Annotated in this window: 29 protein-coding genes and 1 pseudogene; 26 read left to right on the top strand and 4 right to left on the bottom strand. The window is 44.6% G+C overall.

The window, feature by feature from the left end; translation table 11 throughout:
• The 21 genes from rplP (at nt 1) to FTU44_RS11655 (ending at nt 11,096) form a co-directional block, all read left to right on the top strand.
• On the top strand, nt 1-414 hold the full coding sequence (gene rplP / locus FTU44_RS11755; protein WP_004281506.1) for a 50S ribosomal protein L16: 414 nt from the start codon (nt 1-3) through the stop codon (nt 412-414).
• Nucleotides 414-611, top strand: a complete 198-nt coding sequence (gene rpmC / locus FTU44_RS11750; protein ID WP_004281505.1) for a 50S ribosomal protein L29 — start codon at nt 414-416, stop codon at nt 609-611. The genes rplP and rpmC overlap by 1 nt, the downstream gene beginning before the upstream one ends.
• Nucleotides 608-865 (top strand): 30S ribosomal protein S17, encoded by a 258-nt coding sequence (rpsQ, locus tag FTU44_RS11745; RefSeq protein ID WP_004281504.1) that lies wholly within the window; start codon nt 608-610, stop codon nt 863-865. The genes rpmC and rpsQ overlap by 4 nt, the downstream gene beginning before the upstream one ends.
• A 91-nt stretch (nt 866-956) precedes the next feature.
• Nucleotides 957-1,325, top strand: coding sequence for a 50S ribosomal protein L14 (rplN, locus tag FTU44_RS11740; protein ID WP_005094147.1), 369 nt, complete (start codon nt 957-959; stop codon nt 1,323-1,325).
• A gap of 9 nt (nt 1,326-1,334) precedes the next feature.
• A complete protein-coding gene (rplX, locus tag FTU44_RS11735) occupies nt 1,335-1,652 on the top strand; it encodes a 50S ribosomal protein L24 (RefSeq protein ID WP_004281502.1) in 318 nt (105 codons plus the stop codon).
• A gap of 16 nt (nt 1,653-1,668) precedes the next feature.
• Nucleotides 1,669-2,205, top strand: coding sequence for a 50S ribosomal protein L5 (gene rplE / locus FTU44_RS11730; RefSeq protein ID WP_005094146.1), 537 nt, complete (start codon nt 1,669-1,671; stop codon nt 2,203-2,205).
• Between the two features lie 9 nt (nt 2,206-2,214).
• A complete protein-coding gene (gene rpsN, locus FTU44_RS11725) occupies nt 2,215-2,520 on the top strand; it encodes a 30S ribosomal protein S14 (RefSeq protein WP_004732275.1) in 306 nt (101 codons plus the stop codon).
• 12 nt (nt 2,521-2,532) lie between these two features.
• The gene (rpsH, locus tag FTU44_RS11720) at nt 2,533-2,928 is read left to right on the top strand and encodes a 30S ribosomal protein S8 (RefSeq protein ID WP_005094144.1); all 396 of its coding nucleotides are present in this window, start codon (nt 2,533-2,535) and stop codon (nt 2,926-2,928) included.
• A 13-nt stretch (nt 2,929-2,941) separates the two neighbouring features.
• Nucleotides 2,942-3,475, top strand: a complete 534-nt coding sequence (gene rplF / locus FTU44_RS11715) for a 50S ribosomal protein L6 (RefSeq protein WP_005094142.1) — start codon at nt 2,942-2,944, stop codon at nt 3,473-3,475.
• 14 nt (nt 3,476-3,489) lie between these two features.
• A complete protein-coding gene (gene rplR / locus FTU44_RS11710; RefSeq protein ID WP_004281497.1) occupies nt 3,490-3,840 on the top strand; it encodes a 50S ribosomal protein L18 in 351 nt (116 codons plus the stop codon).
• A gap of 2 nt (nt 3,841-3,842) precedes the next feature.
• Complete coding sequence (rpsE, locus tag FTU44_RS11705; protein ID WP_004281496.1) at nt 3,843-4,340, top strand: 30S ribosomal protein S5; 498 nt, start codon at nt 3,843-3,845, stop codon at nt 4,338-4,340.
• Nucleotides 4,341-4,346: 6 nt separating this feature from the next.
• Nucleotides 4,347-4,523 carry a 50S ribosomal protein L30 gene (gene rpmD, locus FTU44_RS11700; RefSeq protein ID WP_005094139.1) on the top strand — a complete coding sequence of 59 codons (177 nt, stop codon included), beginning with the start codon at nt 4,347-4,349 and terminating at the stop codon, nt 4,521-4,523.
• 3 nt (nt 4,524-4,526) lie between these two features.
• A complete protein-coding gene (gene rplO / locus FTU44_RS11695) occupies nt 4,527-4,967 on the top strand; it encodes a 50S ribosomal protein L15 (protein WP_005094137.1) in 441 nt (146 codons plus the stop codon).
• Nucleotides 4,968-5,012: 45 nt separating this feature from the next.
• Nucleotides 5,013-6,332 (top strand): preprotein translocase subunit SecY, encoded by a 1,320-nt coding sequence (gene secY, locus FTU44_RS11690; RefSeq protein WP_171063316.1) that lies wholly within the window; start codon nt 5,013-5,015, stop codon nt 6,330-6,332.
• 20 nt (nt 6,333-6,352) lie between these two features.
• Nucleotides 6,353-6,469, top strand: coding sequence for a 50S ribosomal protein L36 (gene rpmJ / locus FTU44_RS11685; protein ID WP_000867907.1), 117 nt, complete (start codon nt 6,353-6,355; stop codon nt 6,467-6,469).
• 105 nt (nt 6,470-6,574) lie between these two features.
• Nucleotides 6,575-6,931 (top strand): 30S ribosomal protein S13, encoded by a 357-nt coding sequence (gene rpsM / locus FTU44_RS11680; RefSeq protein WP_004281492.1) that lies wholly within the window; start codon nt 6,575-6,577, stop codon nt 6,929-6,931.
• A 19-nt stretch (nt 6,932-6,950) separates the two neighbouring features.
• Nucleotides 6,951-7,337, top strand: coding sequence for a 30S ribosomal protein S11 (gene rpsK, locus FTU44_RS11675; protein ID WP_004281491.1), 387 nt, complete (start codon nt 6,951-6,953; stop codon nt 7,335-7,337).
• 12 nt (nt 7,338-7,349) lie between these two features.
• Entirely contained in the window at nt 7,350-7,976 is a 627-nt protein-coding gene (gene rpsD, locus FTU44_RS11670) for a 30S ribosomal protein S4 (protein ID WP_005094132.1), read from the top strand.
• Nucleotides 7,977-7,992: 16 nt separating this feature from the next.
• Nucleotides 7,993-9,000, top strand: a complete 1,008-nt coding sequence (locus FTU44_RS11665; protein ID WP_005094131.1) for a DNA-directed RNA polymerase subunit alpha — start codon at nt 7,993-7,995, stop codon at nt 8,998-9,000.
• Between the two features lie 18 nt (nt 9,001-9,018).
• Complete coding sequence (rplQ, locus tag FTU44_RS11660) at nt 9,019-9,384, top strand: 50S ribosomal protein L17 (RefSeq protein ID WP_004281488.1); 366 nt, start codon at nt 9,019-9,021, stop codon at nt 9,382-9,384.
• A 221-nt stretch (nt 9,385-9,605) separates the two neighbouring features.
• Nucleotides 9,606-11,096: an NAD(P)/FAD-dependent oxidoreductase gene (locus FTU44_RS11655; RefSeq protein WP_180001115.1), complete on the top strand. Its 1,491-nt coding sequence runs from the start codon at nt 9,606-9,608 to the stop codon at nt 11,094-11,096.
• A gap of 408 nt (nt 11,097-11,504) precedes the next feature.
• Here the strand turns inward: FTU44_RS11655 and FTU44_RS11650 are convergent, their stop codons facing one another.
• On the bottom strand, nt 11,505-12,677 hold the full coding sequence (locus FTU44_RS11650; RefSeq protein WP_180050814.1) for an acyl-CoA dehydrogenase family protein: 1,173 nt from the start codon (nt 12,675-12,677) through the stop codon (nt 11,505-11,507).
• A gap of 183 nt (nt 12,678-12,860) precedes the next feature.
• Between FTU44_RS11650 and FTU44_RS11645 the strand changes: the two genes are divergently transcribed.
• The 5 genes from FTU44_RS11645 to FTU44_RS11625 all read left to right on the top strand — a co-directional run bounded on the left by FTU44_RS11645 (nt 12,861) and on the right by FTU44_RS11625 (nt 18,194).
• On the top strand, nt 12,861-13,118 hold the full coding sequence (locus FTU44_RS11645; RefSeq protein ID WP_005094125.1) for a succinate dehydrogenase assembly factor 2: 258 nt from the start codon (nt 12,861-12,863) through the stop codon (nt 13,116-13,118).
• Nucleotides 13,111-13,497 carry a hypothetical protein gene (locus FTU44_RS11640; RefSeq protein WP_179999145.1) on the top strand — a complete coding sequence of 129 codons (387 nt, stop codon included), beginning with the start codon at nt 13,111-13,113 and terminating at the stop codon, nt 13,495-13,497. The genes FTU44_RS11645 and FTU44_RS11640 overlap by 8 nt, the downstream gene beginning before the upstream one ends.
• A 536-nt stretch (nt 13,498-14,033) precedes the next feature.
• Complete coding sequence (locus tag FTU44_RS11635; RefSeq protein ID WP_180050811.1) at nt 14,034-15,074, top strand: hypothetical protein; 1,041 nt, start codon at nt 14,034-14,036, stop codon at nt 15,072-15,074.
• A 67-nt stretch (nt 15,075-15,141) separates the two neighbouring features.
• Nucleotides 15,142-15,714 (top strand): rhombosortase, encoded by a 573-nt coding sequence (rrtA, locus tag FTU44_RS11630; protein WP_005094122.1) that lies wholly within the window; start codon nt 15,142-15,144, stop codon nt 15,712-15,714.
• A 197-nt stretch (nt 15,715-15,911) separates the two neighbouring features.
• Nucleotides 15,912-18,194: a TRAP transporter large permease subunit gene (locus FTU44_RS11625; RefSeq protein ID WP_180050807.1), complete on the top strand. Its 2,283-nt coding sequence runs from the start codon at nt 15,912-15,914 to the stop codon at nt 18,192-18,194.
• 59 nt (nt 18,195-18,253) lie between these two features.
• Here the strand turns inward: FTU44_RS11625 and FTU44_RS11620 are convergent.
• The 3 genes and pseudogenes from FTU44_RS11620 to FTU44_RS11610 form a co-directional block, all read right to left on the bottom strand.
• A pseudogene (locus tag FTU44_RS11620) lies at nt 18,254-18,900 on the bottom strand (DMT family transporter).
• A 53-nt stretch (nt 18,901-18,953) separates the two neighbouring features.
• Nucleotides 18,954-19,388 carry a hypothetical protein gene (locus FTU44_RS11615; protein WP_159138624.1) on the bottom strand — a complete coding sequence of 145 codons (435 nt, stop codon included), beginning with the start codon at nt 19,386-19,388 and terminating at the stop codon, nt 18,954-18,956.
• Nucleotides 19,389-19,406: 18 nt separating this feature from the next.
• Nucleotides 19,407-19,616, bottom strand: a complete 210-nt coding sequence (locus tag FTU44_RS11610; RefSeq protein WP_171063315.1) for a YheV family putative zinc ribbon protein — start codon at nt 19,614-19,616, stop codon at nt 19,407-19,409.
• Between the last annotated feature and the right edge of the window lie 21 nt (nt 19,617-19,637).

The raw sequence follows: 19,637 nt of genomic DNA, 5'->3' as shown, positions 1-19,637 counted from the left end.
ATGTTGCAACCTAAGCGTACTAAATTCCGTAAAGTGCAGAAAGGCCGTAACACTGGTCTAGCACACCGCGGTAGCACAGTATCTTTCGGTACTATTGCACTTAAATCAGTTGAACGTGGTCAAATGACTGCGCGTCAAATTGAAGCAGCGCGTCGTACAATTAGCCGTCGTATTAAGCGTGGTGGTAAGATCTTTATCCGTGTATTCCCGGACAAACCGATTACTTCTAAGCCGCTTGAAGTGCGTATGGGTAAAGGTAAAGGTTCTGTGGAATATTGGGTTTGCCAAATCAAACCAGGTAAAGTCTTGTACGAAATTGATGGTGTTAACGAAGAATTGGCTCGCGAAGCGTTTACGCTTGCAGCAGCTAAGCTTCCGTTTAAAACCGCTATCGTGACTCGGACGGTAATGTAATGAAAACTAAAGATCTACGTGAAAAGTCGGTAGAAGAGTTGACAGCTTTGCTTGATGAGCAACAGCTTAACCAATTCCGTCTTCGTATGGCGAAAGCAACTGGTCAATTGGGTAAATCGCATGAAGTTGCACTTACTCGTCAGACGATTGCTCGTATTAAGACCCTCCTTACCGAAAAACAGGGGAACGGACAATGAGTGATAAAACAGTCCGCACGTTAACTGGCAAAGTTGTAAGCGACAAGATGGATAAATCTATCGTTGTTCTTATTGAACGCCAAGTTCAACACCCGTTGTATGGCAAATTAATCCGCCGTTCAACAAAATTACATGCTCATGATGAGAACAACACAGCGAAAGCTGGTGATGTTGTAACCATTAAAGAAAGCCGCCCAATTTCTAAAACTAAGTCTTGGACTCTAGTTGAAGTTGTTGAAGCAGCTGCTGAGTAATTAACGTTCTTGTTGCATCATCGGTCAATTTCGAGTACTCTTTGAGCCTTTCGAAATTTCGACCGGTGTTGCTCGGTTTTGGAGTAGGGCAATGATTCAGACCGAAACGATGCTCGACGTAGCAGACAACAGTGGTGCACGCCGCGTACAATGTATTAAAGTACTTGGTGGCTCGCATCGTCGTTATGCTTCTGTTGGCGACATTATTAAAGTTACTGTAAAAGAAGCAATTCCACGCGCACGTGTTAAAAAAGGTGACGTGATGAATGCAGTTGTGGTTCGTACAAAATTCGGTATCCGTCGTGCAGACGGTTCAGTGATTCGTTTCGACGATAACGCTGCTGTTATTTTGAACACCAACAAAGCGCCGATTGCAACTCGTATTTTCGGACCAGTGACTCGTGAACTTCGTACTGAACAGTTCATGAAAATTATTTCATTGGCTCCTGAAGTTCTATAAGAGGCGATCATGGCTAAGATTAAAAAAGGCGATCAAGTAATTGTGATCGCAGGTAAAGAAAAAGGCAAACAGGGTACTGTTCTGTCTGTTTCTAATGACCGTGTTAAGGTTGAAGGCCTTAACTTGGTGAAGAAGCACCAAAAGCCGAACCGTGCTACAGGCGCTGAAGGTAGCGTTGTAACTCAGGAAGCTTCGCTTCATATTTCAAACGTGGCAGTTTTTAATGCTACAACCCAAAAGGCTGACCGTGTTGGTTACCAAGTGATTGATGGCGTGAAAACTCGCGTATTCAAATCAAATGGTGAATCAGTGGCGGTAGCGAAGTAATAGGTTGATATAGGCCATGGCCAGACTTAAAACACGTTACAATGACGAACTTAAAGCTCAGTTATTAGAGACTTTAGGCGTTAAAAATGTGATGGAAATTCCTCGCATCACTAAAATCACGATCAACATGGGTGTTGGCGCAGCTGCTGCTGACAAAAAACTCCTTGATGGTGCTCTTTCAGATATGCAAGCTATCGCTGGTCAAAAACCAGTACTTACGTTAGCTCGTAAATCAATCGCTGGTTTTAAAATCCGTGATGGTTGGCCGATCGGTTGTAAAGTTACTTTACGCGGCGAACGTATGTACGAATTCTTAGACCGTTTGATCTCGATTGCGATCCCTCGTATCCGTGACTTCCGTGGTTTCTCTGCGAAATCATTCGACGGTCGTGGTAACTACTCAATGGGTCTTAAGGAACAGATCATGTTCCCTGAAATCGATTTTGACAAGATTGATCGTATTCGTGGTATGGATATTACCATTACTACGACTGCTCGCACCGATGACGAAGGCCGTGCGCTTATGCGTGCATTCGGCTTCCCGTTCAAATAAGAGGTCGATATGGCTAAGAAAGGTATGATTAATCGCGAATTGAAACGCGAAGCTACTGTTGCTAAATACGCTGCAAAACGTGCTGAATTAAAAGCTGTTATTGCAAACGTAAATGCATCAGACGAAGAACGTTTCGAAGCGATGATGAAATTGCAGGCATTACCACGTAATGCATCTCCAGTACGTCTACGTAACCGTTGTGGTTTAACTGGTCGTCCGCATGGCTATTTCCGTAAGTTCGGCTTAAGCCGTAACAAATTACGTGAAACAGTAATGCAAGGTGATGTACCTGGCGTTGTTAAGGCAAGCTGGTAAGGAGCACTATAAATGAGTATGCAAGATACCGTTGCCGACATGCTAACACGTGTTCGTAACGCACAAATGGCGAAGAAACAAACTGTTTCTATGCCTAATTCTAAGTTGAAAGTTGCAATTGCTAACTTACTTCAACAAGAAGGTTACATTTCTAACGTAGAAGTTGCGGAAGCTGAAGGCAAACCAACTTTAACAATTACGTTAAAATATTTTGAAGGCAAGCCAGTGATTGACACTGTGAAACGCGTAAGCCGTCCAGGTCTACGTCAGTATCGCGGTAAAGATGCACTTCCAAGCGTTAAGCAAGGTTTAGGTATTGCAATTGTTTCTACAAGCAAAGGCATCATGACTGATCGCGCTGCACGTGCTGCAGGCGTTGGTGGTGAAGTTATTGCTTTTGTTTCTTAATAGGTGATTCCTCATGTCTCGTGTGGCTAAAGCCCCAGTAACTGTACCGAATGGTGTAACAGTTACTCAGAACGGCCGGCAGGTCGAAGTGAAAGGCACTAAAGGTACATTGTCTTTCAACCTGCATGCGCTGGTCGAGCTTAAACAGGAAGACGGTACTCTGGCTATTGCTCCAGTACAAGAGTCGAAAGACGCTTGGATGCAAGCTGGTACTGCTCGCGCTGTGCTTAACAACCTTGTAAAAGGTGTTAGCGAAGGTTTCGAACGTAAGTTACAGCTTATCGGTGTTGGTTATAAAGCTGCGGTTAAAGGTGATGTTGTTCATCTTAACCTTGGTTTCTCTCACCCGATCGATTATGCACTTCCTGCAGGTGTAACTGCTGAAACTCCAACTGCAACTGAAATCGTACTTAAGTCTGCTGACAAAGCAGCTTTAGGTCAGGTTGCTGCAGATATCCGTGGTTACCGTCCACCAGAGCCGTATAAAGGCAAAGGTGTTCGTTATTCTGACGAAGTTGTACTTCGTAAAGAAGCTAAGAAGAAATAAGGCGCGAGGTTCTTATGAACGAAAAGAAACAATCCCGTTTGCGTCGTGCGAAAAGCACACGCTTGCACATCCGTGCATTGGGTGCGACTCGTTTGTGTGTAAACCGCACTCCGCGTCACATCTATGCTCAAGTTATCTCTGCAGATGGTGGCAAAGTATTAGCGCAAGCTTCTACTTTAGACGCTACTCTACGTGCAGGTACAACTGGTAACGTTGAAGCAGCTCAAAAAGTAGGTGCTTTAATCGCAGAACGCGCTAAAGCAGCTGGTGTTACTAAAGTTGCATTTGACCGTTCTGGTTTTAAATATCATGGTCGTATCAAAGCCTTGGCTGATGCTGCTCGTGAAAACGGCTTGGAGTTCTAATCATGGCTAAAGTTGAACAAAACGAAGGTCTTGTTGAAAAGCTGGTTGCCGTTGATCGTGTAGCCAAAGTTGTTAAGGGTGGTCGTATCTTCTCTTTCACAGCATTAACTGTTGTGGGTGATGGTAATGGTCGCGTAGGTTTTGGTCGTGGTAAAGCACGTGAAGTTCCAGCTGCTATCTCTAAAGCACTTGAAGCTGCTCGTCGCAACATGATTACTGTTGACCTTGTTGATGGTACGTTACAGCACCCAATTCATGCACGTCATGGCGCTAGTCGCGTATTCATGCAGCCTGCCTCTGAAGGTACAGGCGTAATTGCTGGTGGCGCTATGCGTGCAGTTCTAGAAGCTGTAGGTGTACGTAACGTTTTGACTAAATGCCGTGGTTCTACTAACGCTGCTAACGTAGTTAACGCAACTTTCAACGGTTTGCGTGATATGACTACTCCTGAGAAGGTTGCTGCGAAACGTGGTCTTTCAGTAGAACAAATTCAAGGGTAATCAATCATGAAAACGATTAAAGTTACCCAGACTAAATCTGCATCGCACCGCTTGAAAAATCATAAGCTGAGCCTGCAAGGTTTAGGTCTGCGTCGTATTGGTCATACTGTAGAAGTGCAAGATACGCCTTCTAACCGTGGTATGATCAACCAAGTCTACTATATGGTTAGTGTAGAGGAATAAGCCATGACTCTGCGTTTAAATACAATTGCACCTGCAGAAGGTGCTAAACGTGACAACCTTCGTGTAGGCCGTGGTATCGGTTCTGGCGTTGGTAAGACCGGTGGCCGTGGTGTCAAGGGTCAAAACTCACGTAAGAGCGGTGGTACTCGTCCAGGTTTCGAAGGCGGTCAAACAGCACTTTATCGTCGTTTGCCTAAATTCGGCTTCACTAGCCAATTGGCTTTGAAAACTGCTGAAGTACGTTTATCTGAGCTTGCTAAAGTTGAAGGCGACATCGTGTCTCTAGAAACTTTAAAAGCGGCGAACGTTGTACGTAAAGACATGATCCGTGCTCGTATCGTACTTTCTGGTGAAATTACTCGTGCATTCACTGTTCAAGGTGTTGCATTGACTAAAGGCGCTAAAGCTGCTGTTGAAGCTGCTGGCGGCAAAGTCGAGGAGTAATCCCCAGTGTCTATGACTCCTAGTTCTTCAGGTCATGTCAACATGATGAAAGGCCAACCATTTCATGTGAAATACCGTGAAATTATTCGTCGAATGATGTTTCTCATTGGTGCGTTGTTGGTGTTTCGGCTAGGAGCGCATATTCCAGTACCGGGCATCAATAATGCGGCCCTAGAAAACCTGTTTAATGCAAACCAAGGTACTATCCTTGGTTTGTTTAACATGTTTTCCGGTGGTGCATTAGAACGAATGTCTATTCTTGCTCTTGGGATCATGCCCTACATTTCTGCATCGATTATCGTGCAGCTGATGTCGACAGTGGTTCCTTCGCTGGAAGCTTTGAAAAAAGAAGGCGAGCAAGGCAAACGTAAAATAAATCAATACACACGACAAGGCACATTATTTCTGGCGCTTGTACAAGCGATCGGGATGTGTGCAGGCTTGATCAGTCAGGGGATTACCCTGAATACTGGTCTGGCTTTTTATATTCCTGCAGTAACCTCATTGGTTGCGGGAACCATGTTCTTGATGTGGTTGGGTGAGCAGATTACCGAACGTGGGGTGGGGAATGGTATTTCCATGATCATCTTCGCGGGTATTGTTGCCGGATTGCCTAATTTAATTATGCAATCTTTGTCATCTGTAGATAATGGCCAGACCAGCCTGATTGGCTTGGTAATTTTTGGTCTGTTGTCTCTGGGTGTTTTGGCAGCCATCGTGTTTATCGAGAAAGCGCAGCGTCGTATTCCGGTCAACTATGCTCAAAAACAACAAGGTCGTCGTGTATTTACTGCACAGCAGACACATTTGCCATTGAAAATTAATATGGCGGGTGTGATTCCGGCAATTTTTGCCAGCTCATTGCTGTTGTTCCCTGCGAGCTTAGGCCAGTGGGTGGGTAGTGCAGATCCGAATGCCGGATTTATTCAGCGTAGCCTGCAAGATGTAGCATTGGTATTGTCGCCTGGTCAGCCGTTGTATTTGGTGCTCTTTGGTGCGTTAATTATCTTTTTCTGTTACTTCTATACAGCACTGGTATTTAGTCCTAAAGAAGTGTCAGAGAACTTGAAACGCAGCGGAGCTTATGTGCCTGGTATACGTCCAGGTGAGCAAACTGCTCGTTACTTAGATCATATTCTCAGTCGTTTGACATTTATTGGCGCGATTTACATCACCGTCATTTGTTTGATGCCGATGGTGTTGCAAAGTTCATTTGGTATTCCATTCTATTTGGGTGGTACTTCTTTGCTGATTGTTGTGGTAGTAGTGATGGACTTTATGGCTCAGCTGCAGTCACACCTCACCTCGCACCAGTATGATAATCAAACGTTAATGAGAAAAACGACAGCTCATCCTAAGGGATAAGCGCACTTAGAGGTTTCATCATGAAAGTACAAGCTTCTGTTAAGAAAATTTGTGGTAGCTGTAAAGTTATCCGTCGTAATGGGGTTATCCGCGTAATTTGTAGCGCAGAACCTCGTCATAAGCAGCGTCAAGGTTAATCTGATTAAGACCTGTTGATTTCTGTAGGCGAATTGGGTTATTATCCGCCCCTCAAGATTTTTGTGGGGCGGTTGATTATCTACTGCCTTTTTGGAGAAAATTGAATGGCTCGTATTGCCGGTGTAAACATTCCGGATAACAAGCACGCTGTTATCTCTCTAACGTATATCTTTGGTATTGGTCGCCATACTTCAAAAGCTATTTTAGCTGCTGCGGGTATTGCTCCAACGACTAAGATCCGTGAATTAGATGACGCTCAGCTTGATGCGATTCGTGCAGAAGTTGCTAAGGTTCCGACCGAAGGTGATTTACGTCGCGAAATTTCCATGAACATTAAACGTTTAATGGATTTAGGCTGCTATCGCGGTCTTCGTCATCGTCGCAGCTTGCCTGTCCGCGGTCAACGCACCAAAACTAACGCTCGTACCCGTAAAGGTCCGCGCAAACCTATTAAGAAATAAGATTTCTGGAAGCTAAAAGATGGCTAAAGATACTCGCGCACGCAAGAAGGTCACTCGTACCGTCTCTGAAGGTGTCGCACACATTCACGCTTCTTTTAATAACACCATTGTGACTATTACCGATCGTCAAGGTAATGCACTGGCTTGGGCCACTTCAGGTGGACAAGGCTTCCGTGGATCACGTAAATCAACTCCGTTCGCTGCTCAGGTAGCTGCTGAAGTTGCTGGTAAAGCTGCTTTAGACTACGGTTTGAAAAACTTGGACGTCCTTGTAAAAGGTCCTGGTCCTGGTCGTGAATCTGCGGTTCGTGCTTTAGGTGCAGTGGGTTATAAAATTAACAGCATTACCGATGTGACGCCAATCCCGCACAACGGTTGCCGTCCACCTAAAAAACGTCGCGTGTAAGGAGAAACATTCATGGCTCGTTATATTGGTCCAAAATGCAAACTCTCTCGCCGCGAAGGGACAGACCTGCAACTTAAATCAGGCGTTAAACCGTTTGATGTAAAAACTAAAAAACACGCTAAAGCTCCTGGCCAACATGGTGGAGCTCGTGGCGGTAAACAGTCTGAGTACTCACTACAATTACGTGAAAAACAAAAAGTACGTCGTATGTACGGTGTTTTAGAGCGTCAATTTAGTAACTACTACAAAGAAGCTGCTCGTGTTAAAGGCGCAACTGGTGAAAACTTGTTGAAGCTACTTGAAAGCCGTCTTGATAACGTTGTTTATCGTATGGGTTTCGGTTCTACTCGCGCAGAAGCTCGTCAGTTAGTATCTCACCGCAGCATCACTTTGAATGGCCGTCGTGTTAACATTGCGTCTATCCAAGTTAAAGCGGGTGATGTGATCGCAGTTCACGAAGGCGCTAAACAACAATTACGTATCAAAAACGCAATTGAATTAGCAACTCAACGTGGCATGCCTTCTTGGATGGAAATCGACCATTCTAAATTAGAAGGTACGTTCAAAGCTGCACCGGATCGTTCTGATTTACCTGCTGAAATCAACGAAAGCTTGATTGTAGAATTGTATTCTAAATAATCCTTGAGGAAGCAATATGACGCGTACTGCAAATGAGTTTCTAACTCCGCAAGCGATCAAGGTCGAAGCGGCAAGCGGGACCTCGGCAAAAGTTATTCTAGAACCTTTAGAGCGTGGCTTTGGTCATACTCTGGGTAATGCTTTACGTCGCATCCTTCTTTCTTCTCTACCTGGCGCAGCTGTGGTAGAAGTTGAGATTGAAGGGGTCGAGCACGAGTACAGTACTTTGGAAGGCTTGCAGCAGGACATCGTCGAGCTCTTGCTGAACCTAAAAGGATTGTCGATTAAGCTGTTCGATCAAAATGAAGCATACTTAACATTAGAGAAACAAGGTGCAGGCGACGTAACTGCGGCTGACCTTCGTTTACCTCATAATGTTGAAGTGGTTAACCCTGAACATTTGATCGGTACTTTAAGTGCCTCAGGCTCATTGAAAATGCGTCTGAAAGTTGCTCAAGGTCGTGGCTACGAGACTTCTGATTCACGCTTCCCAGAAGGCGAAACTCGCCCAGTGGGTCGCTTGCAGTTAGATGCTTCTTATAGCCCAATCAAACGTGTGTCTTATACAGTGGAAAACGCTCGTGTAGAACAACGTACTGACCTTGACAAATTGGTCATTGATCTTGAAACCAATGGTACTGTAGATCCTGAAGAAGCAATCCGTAAAGCGGCAACAATCTTGCAACAACAAATTGCAATCTTTGTTGACCTTCAGAAAGATCAAGCACCTGTGGCTCAAGAGCCGCGTGAAGAAGTTGACCCAATCTTGCTTCGCCCAGTAGATGATCTAGAGCTAACTGTTCGTTCTGCTAACTGTTTGAAAGCAGAAAACATTTACTACATTGGTGATCTTGTACAGCGTACTGAAGTTGAGTTGCTTAAAACTCCTAACTTGGGTAAAAAATCGCTTACTGAGATCAAAGATGTTCTGGCTTCTAAAGGCTTACAACTCGGCATGCGTTTAGAGAACTGGCCACCGGCTAGTCTCCGTATGGACGATCGTTTCGCCTATCGTAGCCGTTAATTAAGTAGGACTATCACCATGCGTCATCGTAATAGTGGTGTGAAATTAGGCCGTACAAGCAGCCATCGTAAAGCGATGTTCCAAAACATGGCTAACTCTTTGTTCGAGCACGAGTTGATCAAAACAACTGTGCCTAAAGCGAAAGAGTTACGTCGTGTAGCTGAGCCTTTAATCACTTTAGCTAAAAACGATACAGTAGCAAACCGTCGTTTGGCGTTTGCTCGTACTCGTTCAGCAGCAACTGTTGGTAAATTATTTACCGTTCTTGGCCCTCGTTACAAAGAGCGTAACGGCGGTTATCTACGTGTTCTTAAAGCGGGCTTCCGTGCAGGTGATGCTGCACCGATGGCTTACGTTGAGCTAGTAGATCGCGAAGTTAACTAATTTCGTGAAGAATAACGCGAGTTGTTCGAAAAGGTCGGTTGAATAAACCGGCCTTTTTTAATGTCTGAAATTTATTTTCAGGTATTTGCATCATGTAGAACTAATCTGAATCTGGCCTGAAAAGATAAAAAAATAATGGCTTTTTATCAAACTTGACATTGTGTATTGTCAATTTTGTGATTTAATAAAAACAGATAGTATCGCTTAGGTAAAAGAACAATATGGAAAAGCAAATCGATATTTTAATTGTGGGTGCGGGGATCTCGGGAATTGGTCTGGCAGCGCATCTTTCTAAACATTGTCCGCAGCGCTCATTTGAAATTATTGAGCGACGTGCCAGCATTGGCGGAACTTGGGATTTATTTAAATATCCGGGAATTCGTTCTGATTCGGATATGTCGACCTTTGGTTTTAATTTTAAACCCTGGAAAAAAGCCAGTGTACTTGCCGATGGCGCTTCGATTAAGGGCTATCTGGCCGAAGTAGTAGATGAATTTAATCTGGAATCGAAAATTCATTATCAACACCGTGTGTTAACCGCCAACTATGATTCTATGACCTGTAAATGGTCAGTAGAGATTGAGGATGAACACAGCAAGAAGCAGATCTGGATTGCGAATTTCGTACTGAGTTGTACCGGTTATTACAATTATGACCAAGGTTTTCAGCCTGAGTTTCCAAATCAGGAGGCTTTTAAAGGTCAATTCATTCATCCGCAGCATTGGCCGGAAAATTTAGATTATCAGGGCAAAAAAGTGGTGATCATTGGTAGTGGTGCCACCGCGATTACTTTAGTTCCGGCGATGGTCAAAGGCGGCGCCGGGCATGTGACCATGTTACAGCGTTCCCCGACCTATATCGCTTCAGTGCCCTCCATTGATATGATTTATGCAAAGATGCGGCAGTATCTACCAGAAGATGTGGCTTATAAAATTACCCGTGCCCGGAATATTGGCATGCAGCGCGGAATTTATGCCTTGGCACAAAAACAGCCAAAACTGTTAAAAACGCTGTTACTTAAATCCGTGCAGTTTCAGCTCAAAGGTAAAGTGGATATGAAACACTTTACCCCGAATTATGAGCCGTGGGATCAGCGCCTATGCGTGGTGCCGGATGGTGATCTGTTTAAAATTTTACGTGAAGGGCAGGCATCAGTTGTAACGGATCAGATCGAAAGCTTGACTGAAACTGGCATTCAGCTGAAATCGGGTCAACATCTGGAGGCAGATATTATCGTTTCAGCCACAGGCTTAAATATCCAGATTCTTGGTGGAATTCAGGCGACGATTGATGGTCAACCTGTCGATACCTCACAACATATGCTGTATAGAGGCATCATGGTGAGTGATGTGCCGAATATGGCGCTAATTATTGGTTATATCAATGCCTCTTGGACTTTAAAAGTGGATATTGCCGCTGAGTACATTTGCCGTTTGCTGAACTATATGGATCAGCAGGGCTATGCTGAAGTCATCGCTCAGGGTGATCAGACTGAATTGCTAGAGGATACTGTGATGGGTAGTCTCAGTTCGGGCTATATTGCCCGTGCTGCAGATGTGATGCCAAAACAAGGTAAACATGCACCGTGGAAAGTCAGCAATAATTATCTTGCAGATCGTAAGGAACTTAAACAGGCTTCGTTTGAAGATAGGGTGCTGAAATTTAAAAAAAACAGCAAGGCTCTCAAGCATAAACCGCGTCTGGTCTCTTAAAGTCGGATATTGAACTGAAGAAAAAGGAGTCCTGAGTGACGAATGCCAGTCAGTTAAGAAATTGACTAGTATTTTCTTTTTTAAATTCATGATCATATTTGACAAGTAGAAAAGTCATCCGCAACTGTTTGAGGCAGGACTAGATTTAAAAATGATTGTTTCTGCGACAAATTTACTAGTCGATGGTGGCTGACGAGTTTTGCGGTGAGGAGTGTTGCTCCGCAAGATGTCTTCCTTGCGAAGCTTCGCTTCTCATTTGGGCGAAACCAAAGTAACAAATTATTTTCAAGTATTTGATTTATAAGGTGAAGAATCCGTCGTGAACGACTAAAAAGTTAAAGAGTCTATTTCTAAACTCCTTAACTGATCAGCATTAGTCCTGAGTGACTCCTTTTTTATGTGTTCAGTTTACAGTGAACGTGCAATCAGTTCTTTCATAATTTCGTTGGTACCGGCATAAATCCGGTTGGCACGGTTGTCGATATAGGCCCGGGCAATTGGATATTCCAGCATATAGCCATAACCACCATGCAATTGCAGGCATTCATCTACCACCTTGCTATACATTTCTGAAATCTTATATTTGGCCGCAGCAGCGGCATCGATGCCTAATTCTTGCTTGAGTTGCAGCTCCATGCAGCGATCCAGATAAGCGCGACAAAACTCGATTTCGGTACGCATTTCTGCCAGTTTAAAGCGGGTATTCTGAAAATGGCTAATACTCTTGCCAAAGGCCTGACGTTCCTTGGTGTATTTCACTATATGTGCGAAAGCAGCTTCAGCGCCAGCCTGACACATAATTGCCACAATCAGGCGTTCCCAGGCCAGTTCTTTCATCAACATCATAAAGCCCATGCCTTCCAGACCGAGCAAGTTTTCTTGTGGTACGCGTACATCGTCAAAGAACAGCTCGCAAGTATCTTGGCCTTTCATGCCGATTTTATTCAGCGGTTTAGCTTTGCTAAATCCGGCCCGGTCGGCTTCGACCATAATCAATGAGAGATTGGCCGAGCCTTTGTCGCTATGACCGGTCTTGCAGACCACAATCGCCATATCACAGAGATAGCCATTGGTAATAAAGATCTTGGATCCATTAATCACATAGTCATCGCCATCCAGTACCGCAGAGGTACGTACTGCTTGCAGGTCAGAGCCGGTTCCCGGTTCGGTCATGGCAATCGCGGTGACGACTTCTCCAGACGCCATTTTGGGTAACCACTGTTGTTTTTGAGCATCATTGCCAAAGTTCAGCAGGTAATTGGCGACAATATCTGAATGTAATGAAAACCCCGTGGCTGAATCACCAGCATAAGCCTGTTCTTCAATCAGAATCATGCTATACAGCCGGTCTACCCCAGAGCCGCCATATTGCTCTGGCATGGTGGCGCAGAGTAGTCCCAGTTCACCCGCTTTAGTCCAGAGCTCTCGATCCACATGCTGTTGCTTTTCATAGCGCTCGCTATGCGGAATAACTTCCTTTTCATAAAACTTGCGTACGGTTTGACGAAATGCTTCATGTTCGGCAGTAAAAAGCTGGCGGGGTAGCATCGGGGCAAGCGGGCGAATGGCTGCAGATTGCATCTTGTTATTCCTTATTCTGATCTGTTTGCTTTAAAGTAGGTCAAGCATAGATCAGCAACAATGAGCGGAATGTTCAAATAACTTAAATATGCTGATGCTTTTGGTCATTTGTATGAAATCCCTCGAAATTCAGCGATGGCTTCAGGTAAACTATTCCGGTTTATAACGAATTGGGGAAATTCGATGACTGATGACATCACCTTAGAAGAGCGCAAAGTGATTTATCGCGCGCGTCGTGGCCTAAAAGAGCTGGATGTGTATTTTGATCCCTACGTAAAAAACTACTACTTAACTGCTGATCCGTTTGAAAAGCAGATGTTTGCTGAGTTGGTCGATCAGGAAGATCCAGATCTGCTGGACTGGTTTATGGAAGTCTCTGAGCCGCCGCGTCCTGAATTAAAAGATTTGATCAAGAAGCTTAAATTTTACGTTCATGGATAATCGCTGTTTCAAGCTGAAACGCAGTTATTGTGCACTGGCGTTTCAGCTTTTTATTTTTGCACTGTTGATGTATCTGCTGTATCAGCTACTGCCAATTACAATTTGGCTGCTGTCTGCTGCGATGGGACTGGTGATTTATCAGCTGTTTTATCGCAAGACGCCCCAGATTGAACAGTTTGAATATCTGGATGGACGTGAATGGTCATTGACGGCCAAATCTCGGCCCACCTGTCGGGTATGTGTTAGTCATGTGATTGATCATCAAGCTTATATTGTGGTGTATTTTCAGCACGCCAAGGCTCAGCCTTTATTGATCTGGTGTGACCAATTGCCGCTAAAACAATGGAAATCCCTGAAAGTTCTGACCAAACTTATCTAGTTGTCAGACAACGCTATTTTAATCACTTGATTGAAATTTTAATAAAACAGATACTTAGATCATTAACGCGCTTTCATTGTCAGACAAAAAATAATAATGACTTATCAGTAAGATAAATTGTATGACAATTTCCCGCCTATGTTTTATTTTTAGCCTGTACATTGAACGCACTAAAAGCAAATACGAGAGAACTCAATAGAATCTCTAGTGTGGATGTTTTTGATCGTAATGATTGTTTCAGCCTAGGTGGTTGGACGACTCGAGACGGTGCTAAAGGATAAATTTTCATCTTAATCAAGCAGAGTTATTACCGCCTCTCTGTTTGTACAGTTAATAAGTAGCATGTGCTGAACCGTCGCAATGCTACTTTTTTTTGCCCAAAATTTGGGAATTCAACAGATCAAGTCAATTGCAGTCGGCCAGTTTGATGGCACAGTGTCTGGTCTGGATTGGAGTAAATACTCTTTTATTCACAAAATGCTTCTGATATCTTTAGCAGAAAGATGGACATAATCACAATTATAGAGGACAGGAAAATGTCAGGCGTCCGTAAAATATGCCAAGGTATGGCGACCATTGCAATAACAACAACAGTATTAACGGGGTGTTCCCATGTCATTAAAACCGGTGCCAATGTCGCACTGGGTTTTACCGAAAACCATATTGTCCCGCCAATTTTAGCCATGGATGATGCCGAGATGGTCTGTAATTCAGGCAATTCTCTAACTCCGGCCATCATGGCAACCAAAGAAATGGGAGCGGATCCGACGCGAGTAGCCGTATTGATGTATTCGGCTGCCGGCATTTGTGCCGAGCAAAAGGCGCTGGAAGCTGAGTTACGCTATTTGCGTGCTTCAAAATCCAACCAGGTAGCGGAAGCCCAAGATGCGCGAATTGAGCAGAAGCGCTGGGCGGCTCTAGCGGCACAGCGTCAATATACCGGTTATCAATTGTTCCAGAGCCGTTATGAAAAAAAATATCAAAAAGCCTTGGGTGAAGAATGCCCGCGCATGAACAGCGATATGGAGCAAACGGTTTATCTGCTGGGCATGCTCAGCGGTTTACAAGCCATGACCAATGATATTAATTCCGGCGGCGCAGTGCATGTACCCAAAGATATCGCTGCTGTGGTCGAACGTGGTATGACCTGTCTGGATAATGCCAAATTCTGGGGAGCACCGAATGCTACGCGTGCTGTGATCTGGACTTTATTACCAGGTGCAAGCGATGGTAAACCTGATCCTTACCAAACATTAAAACAATCTACACAAATTGGTGAGCAAAAAGGTGTACGTTTATCGCATGCTTTATATGCTGTAGCAGCACAGGCCAGTGGTGACGATGCCAAAATCCGCGATGCTTTAAAAACCTTTGCGCAGGCCCGTACTGAGGAAAAGCCGGTAAATCCACAATTCAAACTGATCGACAGTATGGCAGCGATTATGGTTGGTGGAATTTCAGACCGTTACTGGACAGAAAATACTGGTGTGCGCAGCGCCGATGATGGCATGCAACGTTTCTGGGATGAATCAGACAGCTCTTCGGAACTCGATGACCTGTTCAGTTCAGACCTGTAACCCAGATAGCCTGCATAGAATTTTAAGGATGAAATTAAACTAGATGGTTAGGGAGAAGCATAAGCTGATGCTAGATCAACATGTTCGACGAAAAATTATTTTTCTAGCGGCTTTTGTCTCTCTCTGTGCATGTCTGCAAATTTTCAAGGATAGTTTCATCTACTGGCAAGAGAGTTTGCTCAGTGAGTTTTGGCGACTGTGGACGGCACATTGGGTACATGTGGGGTGGACCCATTATTTCCTGAATATTCTCGCTTTTATCTGTCTGCCTTTTATTTTTCCACGCGCTATTCTATGGCACTTTTCTGCCATTTTACTGATCTTGCCACCTTTGATCAGTTTAAGTTTTTATTTTTTCTTACCCAATATTGAAGCCTACGCTGGCTTGTCGGGTGTGCTGCATGGTGCCTATGTTGCCGTTGCCTGTGTACATTTGCTGTATAAGCGGGAACGCAGTTTTGCTGCACTGGTGTTGTTTTTGATCTTTGGCAAACTGGTCTGGGAAAATACCATTGGCAATGTCGGGACTGCACAGCTGATTGGCAGTCCGGTCTTGGTCGAAGCACATTTGCTCGGGGTAATTTGGGGAGTGATGTTGGCGCTGGCCTATATTGTCAGCAACTATTTTCGGGATAGCTAAAGTGAAGCAATGAATAAAGCACTTGGCAGAAAAAACAAAAAGAAAATATAAATTGTCATTTTTATTGTGCTGATTTTGATGCAGAGTCAAAACATAGAATAAAAATCCTGACCTTTGAAAAGGAATTTTCGGGGACAGAAGGAAAGATCAGCGTCCTAGAACAAACACAGGCCGCTAAAATAAAAATAGGAATATACATGCAAAATGATGATCAAAACAGATCAGGATTAGGTCTGTTGCGTTATATCTGGACAGAGTGGATCTCGACCTTCGTGGTGCTGGTCTTGCTTTTGCTCACACTGATAATTGGTACTGGAGAAATGATTCACGGCCAGTTGCTGCGCATGGGGGAGCGTCTCTATGGCGATCCGGCAACCGGGATGCAATATTCATTTTTACGTGCTGAACCGACACGTCCACAATGTGAACGCAATATCAATGTCGATCAGCGTGTTCAGCAGCAGATGAAAGCCGATGCAGCCGATGAATATGCTGATTTCTTCGGCGTGCGCTCGCAAGCGGATGTCCGGGCTGCGGTATTACAGGCACAGCAGGTTTGTGAAGAATCTTATCTGTTCTACGATAAAGCCATTCAACATGTCGAAGCACAACCGAGTATTCGGGCTTATCGGGCCTTTGAAACGTCTTTCTTTGGAATATTCAAGTTTGGCACTGAGAACCGGGCCTTGCTCTTGGTCATCATGGTGGTATTCGCTGCGATCAGTGCCACCCTAAAAACCCATCATATTGGTCTGCGTAGTCCAAGTACAGGTATCGATTTTAAAGTCTATTCGGTCGCCATGCTGCTGGGTAATGCTTTTCTGGCATTCTCATCCTACAGTCAATACCAGTCTGTACTGAACTCGGGCGTACCGATGGGCGAGATGAAATACATCTACTGGCTGTGGATGATTCTGTTTAGCAGCTTAACCTTGATCAGTTTATATCAGGTGGTTAAACAACCAAAACCAACGCGTGAGGGCGGCAGTTTTGGTCTGGCCTTTTTGAGTGTGCCACTGTATGCCTATATGGCCATTATTACCGGAATAAACTTCACCTTCTTTATGGATTATCCAATGGGACAGGGGATTTATCTGGGGCAACTGGTCGAGTTTTCCAGTATTTTCCTGAATCTGGCCTTGTTTATCTGGGCCGGTATGTTGCTGAAACAGACCCGTGTGGTAGATATGTTCCTGAACATTCTGCGTCCATGGAATCTGGCCCCCGAAACCTTGACCTGGTTAATTCTGCTGGCCGCTGCCTTACCGACTGCCTATACCGGTGCATCAGGGATTTTCGTGATTGCCGCAGGTGCGATCATTTATAAGGAAGTCTGGAATGCAGGTGGACGCCGTCAGTTTGCACTGGCCGCCACTGCAATGTCCGGTTCACTGGGTGTGGTCTTACGTCCATGTTTGCTGATCGTCGTGGTAGCATCACTGAATAAAGAAGTAACTACTGATTTGCTCTATCACTATGGGATTTATGTCTTCCTGCTTAGCTCGACTTTATTCCTGGTAATTTCTTTATTCTTTGCAGAAAATAAATTCCGGATTGCCGCACCAACCATCGCAGCTCCCCAGTCCGGTCGTGCCTTCCTTGCGATTATTCCTTATATCGTGATTTTTATTCTGATCTGGCTATTCTACAAATATGCTTTGTCGACAGACCTGAATGAATTTACCGCCCCTGTGATGATGCCGGTCATTCTGCTGATGATTGTCTTATATGATAAATTACGTCATGAACCGGCACCGTTGCCACCGGTCGGTCATTGGGATGAGACTTTGAATGCGACCTTACATTCGAGAAATACTCCTGAACTGGCGACAGCTGCTAGCGTGGCCAATGTAGAATATCGTGAAGCAGAGCATGCGGGGCAGCGAGATAAAGAATTGGCTGTTGATCATGGTGTAAAGCGTTCAAATGCTACAGAAATCTTGCGTAAGGTGGGTTTCTGGAAGTCGATGCATATCTCCACCAGTGAAACCGTGGGGCATATTGGTGCGCTGGTGATCCTGATGGCACTTTCTGTGAGTGTCGGTGGCTTGCTGGAACGTATGGAAATTATGGAAGCGTTTCCAACCGATATCAGCAGTACTATTCTGGTCATTTCCCTGATTGTCGGCTTGATGATTTTTGTCGGGATGATTATGGATCCGTTTGGTGCGGTGATTCTGATCTCGGCGACTGTTGCTCCAGTGGCTTACCAATACGGCATTCATCCGGTGCATTTCTGGATGATCACCCTGATTGGCTTTGAACTGGGCTATGTGACGCCACCGGTGGCACTGAACCATCTGTTGGCCAGACAATCCATTGGCGATGCCGAAGTGGCTGAAGCGGATGCAGAAGTACGCCATCTGTCTTTTTACTACCGTTATGAACGCTGGATTTTACCGGTGATTGTGCTGCTGCCTGCAATACTGATCATCGCCTATGTGCCTTATGTCTTTAAGCTGTTCGGTTGGTATCCATAAAAGATAGACACTAAAAAAGCACCTACGGGTGCTTTTTTAATTTAATCTGAATTCTTGGCTCAGATTTTAGATGAATTCAGGCGCTTTTGCAGGATTGGGCTACACAGCAGAATCGCGCAGAAAATCAACCCTAATCCGATCAGGCTATATAGATCAGGAACCTCCTGTCAGAACAGAAAACCCCATATACCGGCAAAGAAAATCACCACATAATTCACCGGCCCAATTTGTCCTGCCGACGCCAGTTTGTAAGCATTTGACATCAATAACTGACTGAAATTGGCCAGAATGCCGGCAGTAATCAGATAGCTGAAGTTCTGTCAGAGTATAGGGCCGCCACACCCAAAACATCGGAATCACTGCAATCAGGCTGCCAATCAAACAGAAATAAAATACGATTTTTTCTGGAGATTCGGTTTTGGTCAGCGCTCGAACTGTAATAAAAGCCATACATGGTAATCAGACCGACCACCGCACGCCAGGTGTGCATCCACAGTTTTTCAGTTTTAAAAAATCCGCGACCTTGGTTGAAAATGAAAGGCAGGAAAATAAACAGCCCGACTACATTACGGAAGAAAACCACGGTAGTATGATCAACCGTTTGTGAGGCATAACGGATACATACGCCCATCACTGAAAATAAAAAAGCAGAGCAGGTCAGTAAAATAATGGCTTTGAATAGTGGTGAGGTGGCTGTGGTAGACATGGAGACAACTCGGCTAGAAGATCTGCAGATCTTCTAACCGAAATGCATCAAGATTATTGGCCTTGAGCCAGTTGTGCTTCGAGTAGCTTGATCTGTTCCTCTTTCAATTGAATGAGCTGGTCAGCATCGCTGTGCTGCGCATCTAGCGTGGCTTTTTGCTCATTGAGCTGAACTTGAATATCGGCTAATTTGGCCATCTCTTCATTGGCCAAAGTAGCATTCTCCGGCACTGGCGCTTTTAACAGGCTGCCGCTGATTAATGCTTTGGTCTCGAGTGCCTCAGTCGCATTGCTTGCATCTGTATCTTCTTCAGTTGTCGCTGTAGATGTGGTTGCCGGAACAGCTGCGATTTCCTCCTGTTGCATGCGTTGTGTCTCCTTCGAAGGTGCATTCAACCATTGATAGAGCAGCACCAATACAACGACAGTAACTAAAGCCCCCATAATCCCCATTAAAAGTTTGGGGTTATTTCTTTGTTCTACTGACATAGCTTGAACCTTGATTTTTTATTTTGCTGAACGAGGTTTAAACTGAATCACGCCAATTTCATCTGGAACAGCTGGTGTTTCTGGTTGGTCAACATGTGTGGGACGATTTTCTTCATAACCACACTCGATACATTCAATCCACTCATCTTCACCAGAGGTCAGCATGACGACGCGATCTAACGCCTGACATTTTGGACATTTTGCGCCTGCAATGAAACGACGTTTAATGGTCATCATACTCACCTTGTG

The organism is Acinetobacter sp. YH12105, from assembly GCF_013419095.1.
In the GTDB taxonomy this organism is placed as follows: Bacteria; Pseudomonadota; Gammaproteobacteria; order Pseudomonadales; family Moraxellaceae; genus Acinetobacter; species Acinetobacter pseudolwoffii.
Note: the sequence above shows the minus strand (reverse complement) of the source record. Positions and strands in the feature narration are given on the sequence as shown.

Bases quoted from the DNA above. Each gene is read 5' to 3' on its own strand.
- rplP (WP_004281506.1), top strand. From the start codon at position 1: ATGTTGCAACCTAAGCGTACTAAATTCCGTAAAGTGCAGAAAGGCCGT.
- rpmC (WP_004281505.1), top strand. From the start codon at position 414: ATGAAAACTAAAGATCTACGTGAAAAGTCGGTAGAAGAGTTGACAGCT.
- rpsQ (WP_004281504.1), top strand. From the start codon at position 608: ATGAGTGATAAAACAGTCCGCACGTTAACTGGCAAAGTTGTAAGCGAC.
- rplN (WP_005094147.1), top strand. From the start codon at position 957: ATGATTCAGACCGAAACGATGCTCGACGTAGCAGACAACAGTGGTGCA.
- rplX (WP_004281502.1), top strand. From the start codon at position 1,335: ATGGCTAAGATTAAAAAAGGCGATCAAGTAATTGTGATCGCAGGTAAA.
- rplE (WP_005094146.1), top strand. From the start codon at position 1,669: ATGGCCAGACTTAAAACACGTTACAATGACGAACTTAAAGCTCAGTTA.
- rpsN (WP_004732275.1), top strand. From the start codon at position 2,215: ATGGCTAAGAAAGGTATGATTAATCGCGAATTGAAACGCGAAGCTACT.
- rpsH (WP_005094144.1), top strand. From the start codon at position 2,533: ATGAGTATGCAAGATACCGTTGCCGACATGCTAACACGTGTTCGTAAC.
- rplF (WP_005094142.1), top strand. From the start codon at position 2,942: ATGTCTCGTGTGGCTAAAGCCCCAGTAACTGTACCGAATGGTGTAACA.
- rplR (WP_004281497.1), top strand. From the start codon at position 3,490: ATGAACGAAAAGAAACAATCCCGTTTGCGTCGTGCGAAAAGCACACGC.
- rpsE (WP_004281496.1), top strand. From the start codon at position 3,843: ATGGCTAAAGTTGAACAAAACGAAGGTCTTGTTGAAAAGCTGGTTGCC.
- rpmD (WP_005094139.1), top strand. From the start codon at position 4,347: ATGAAAACGATTAAAGTTACCCAGACTAAATCTGCATCGCACCGCTTG.
- rplO (WP_005094137.1), top strand. From the start codon at position 4,527: ATGACTCTGCGTTTAAATACAATTGCACCTGCAGAAGGTGCTAAACGT.
- secY (WP_171063316.1), top strand. From the start codon at position 5,013: ATGAAAGGCCAACCATTTCATGTGAAATACCGTGAAATTATTCGTCGA.
- rpmJ (WP_000867907.1), top strand. From the start codon at position 6,353: ATGAAAGTACAAGCTTCTGTTAAGAAAATTTGTGGTAGCTGTAAAGTT.
- rpsM (WP_004281492.1), top strand. From the start codon at position 6,575: ATGGCTCGTATTGCCGGTGTAAACATTCCGGATAACAAGCACGCTGTT.
- rpsK (WP_004281491.1), top strand. From the start codon at position 6,951: ATGGCTAAAGATACTCGCGCACGCAAGAAGGTCACTCGTACCGTCTCT.
- rpsD (WP_005094132.1), top strand. From the start codon at position 7,350: ATGGCTCGTTATATTGGTCCAAAATGCAAACTCTCTCGCCGCGAAGGG.
- FTU44_RS11665 (WP_005094131.1), top strand. From the start codon at position 7,993: ATGACGCGTACTGCAAATGAGTTTCTAACTCCGCAAGCGATCAAGGTC.
- rplQ (WP_004281488.1), top strand. From the start codon at position 9,019: ATGCGTCATCGTAATAGTGGTGTGAAATTAGGCCGTACAAGCAGCCAT.
- FTU44_RS11655 (WP_180001115.1), top strand. From the start codon at position 9,606: ATGGAAAAGCAAATCGATATTTTAATTGTGGGTGCGGGGATCTCGGGA.
- FTU44_RS11650 (WP_180050814.1), bottom strand. From the start codon at position 12,677: ATGCAATCTGCAGCCATTCGCCCGCTTGCCCCGATGCTACCCCGCCAG.
- FTU44_RS11645 (WP_005094125.1), top strand. From the start codon at position 12,861: ATGACTGATGACATCACCTTAGAAGAGCGCAAAGTGATTTATCGCGCG.
- FTU44_RS11640 (WP_179999145.1), top strand. From the start codon at position 13,111: ATGGATAATCGCTGTTTCAAGCTGAAACGCAGTTATTGTGCACTGGCG.
- FTU44_RS11635 (WP_180050811.1), top strand. From the start codon at position 14,034: ATGTCAGGCGTCCGTAAAATATGCCAAGGTATGGCGACCATTGCAATA.
- rrtA (WP_005094122.1), top strand. From the start codon at position 15,142: ATGCTAGATCAACATGTTCGACGAAAAATTATTTTTCTAGCGGCTTTT.
- FTU44_RS11625 (WP_180050807.1), top strand. From the start codon at position 15,912: ATGCAAAATGATGATCAAAACAGATCAGGATTAGGTCTGTTGCGTTAT.
- FTU44_RS11615 (WP_159138624.1), bottom strand. From the start codon at position 19,388: ATGTCAGTAGAACAAAGAAATAACCCCAAACTTTTAATGGGGATTATG.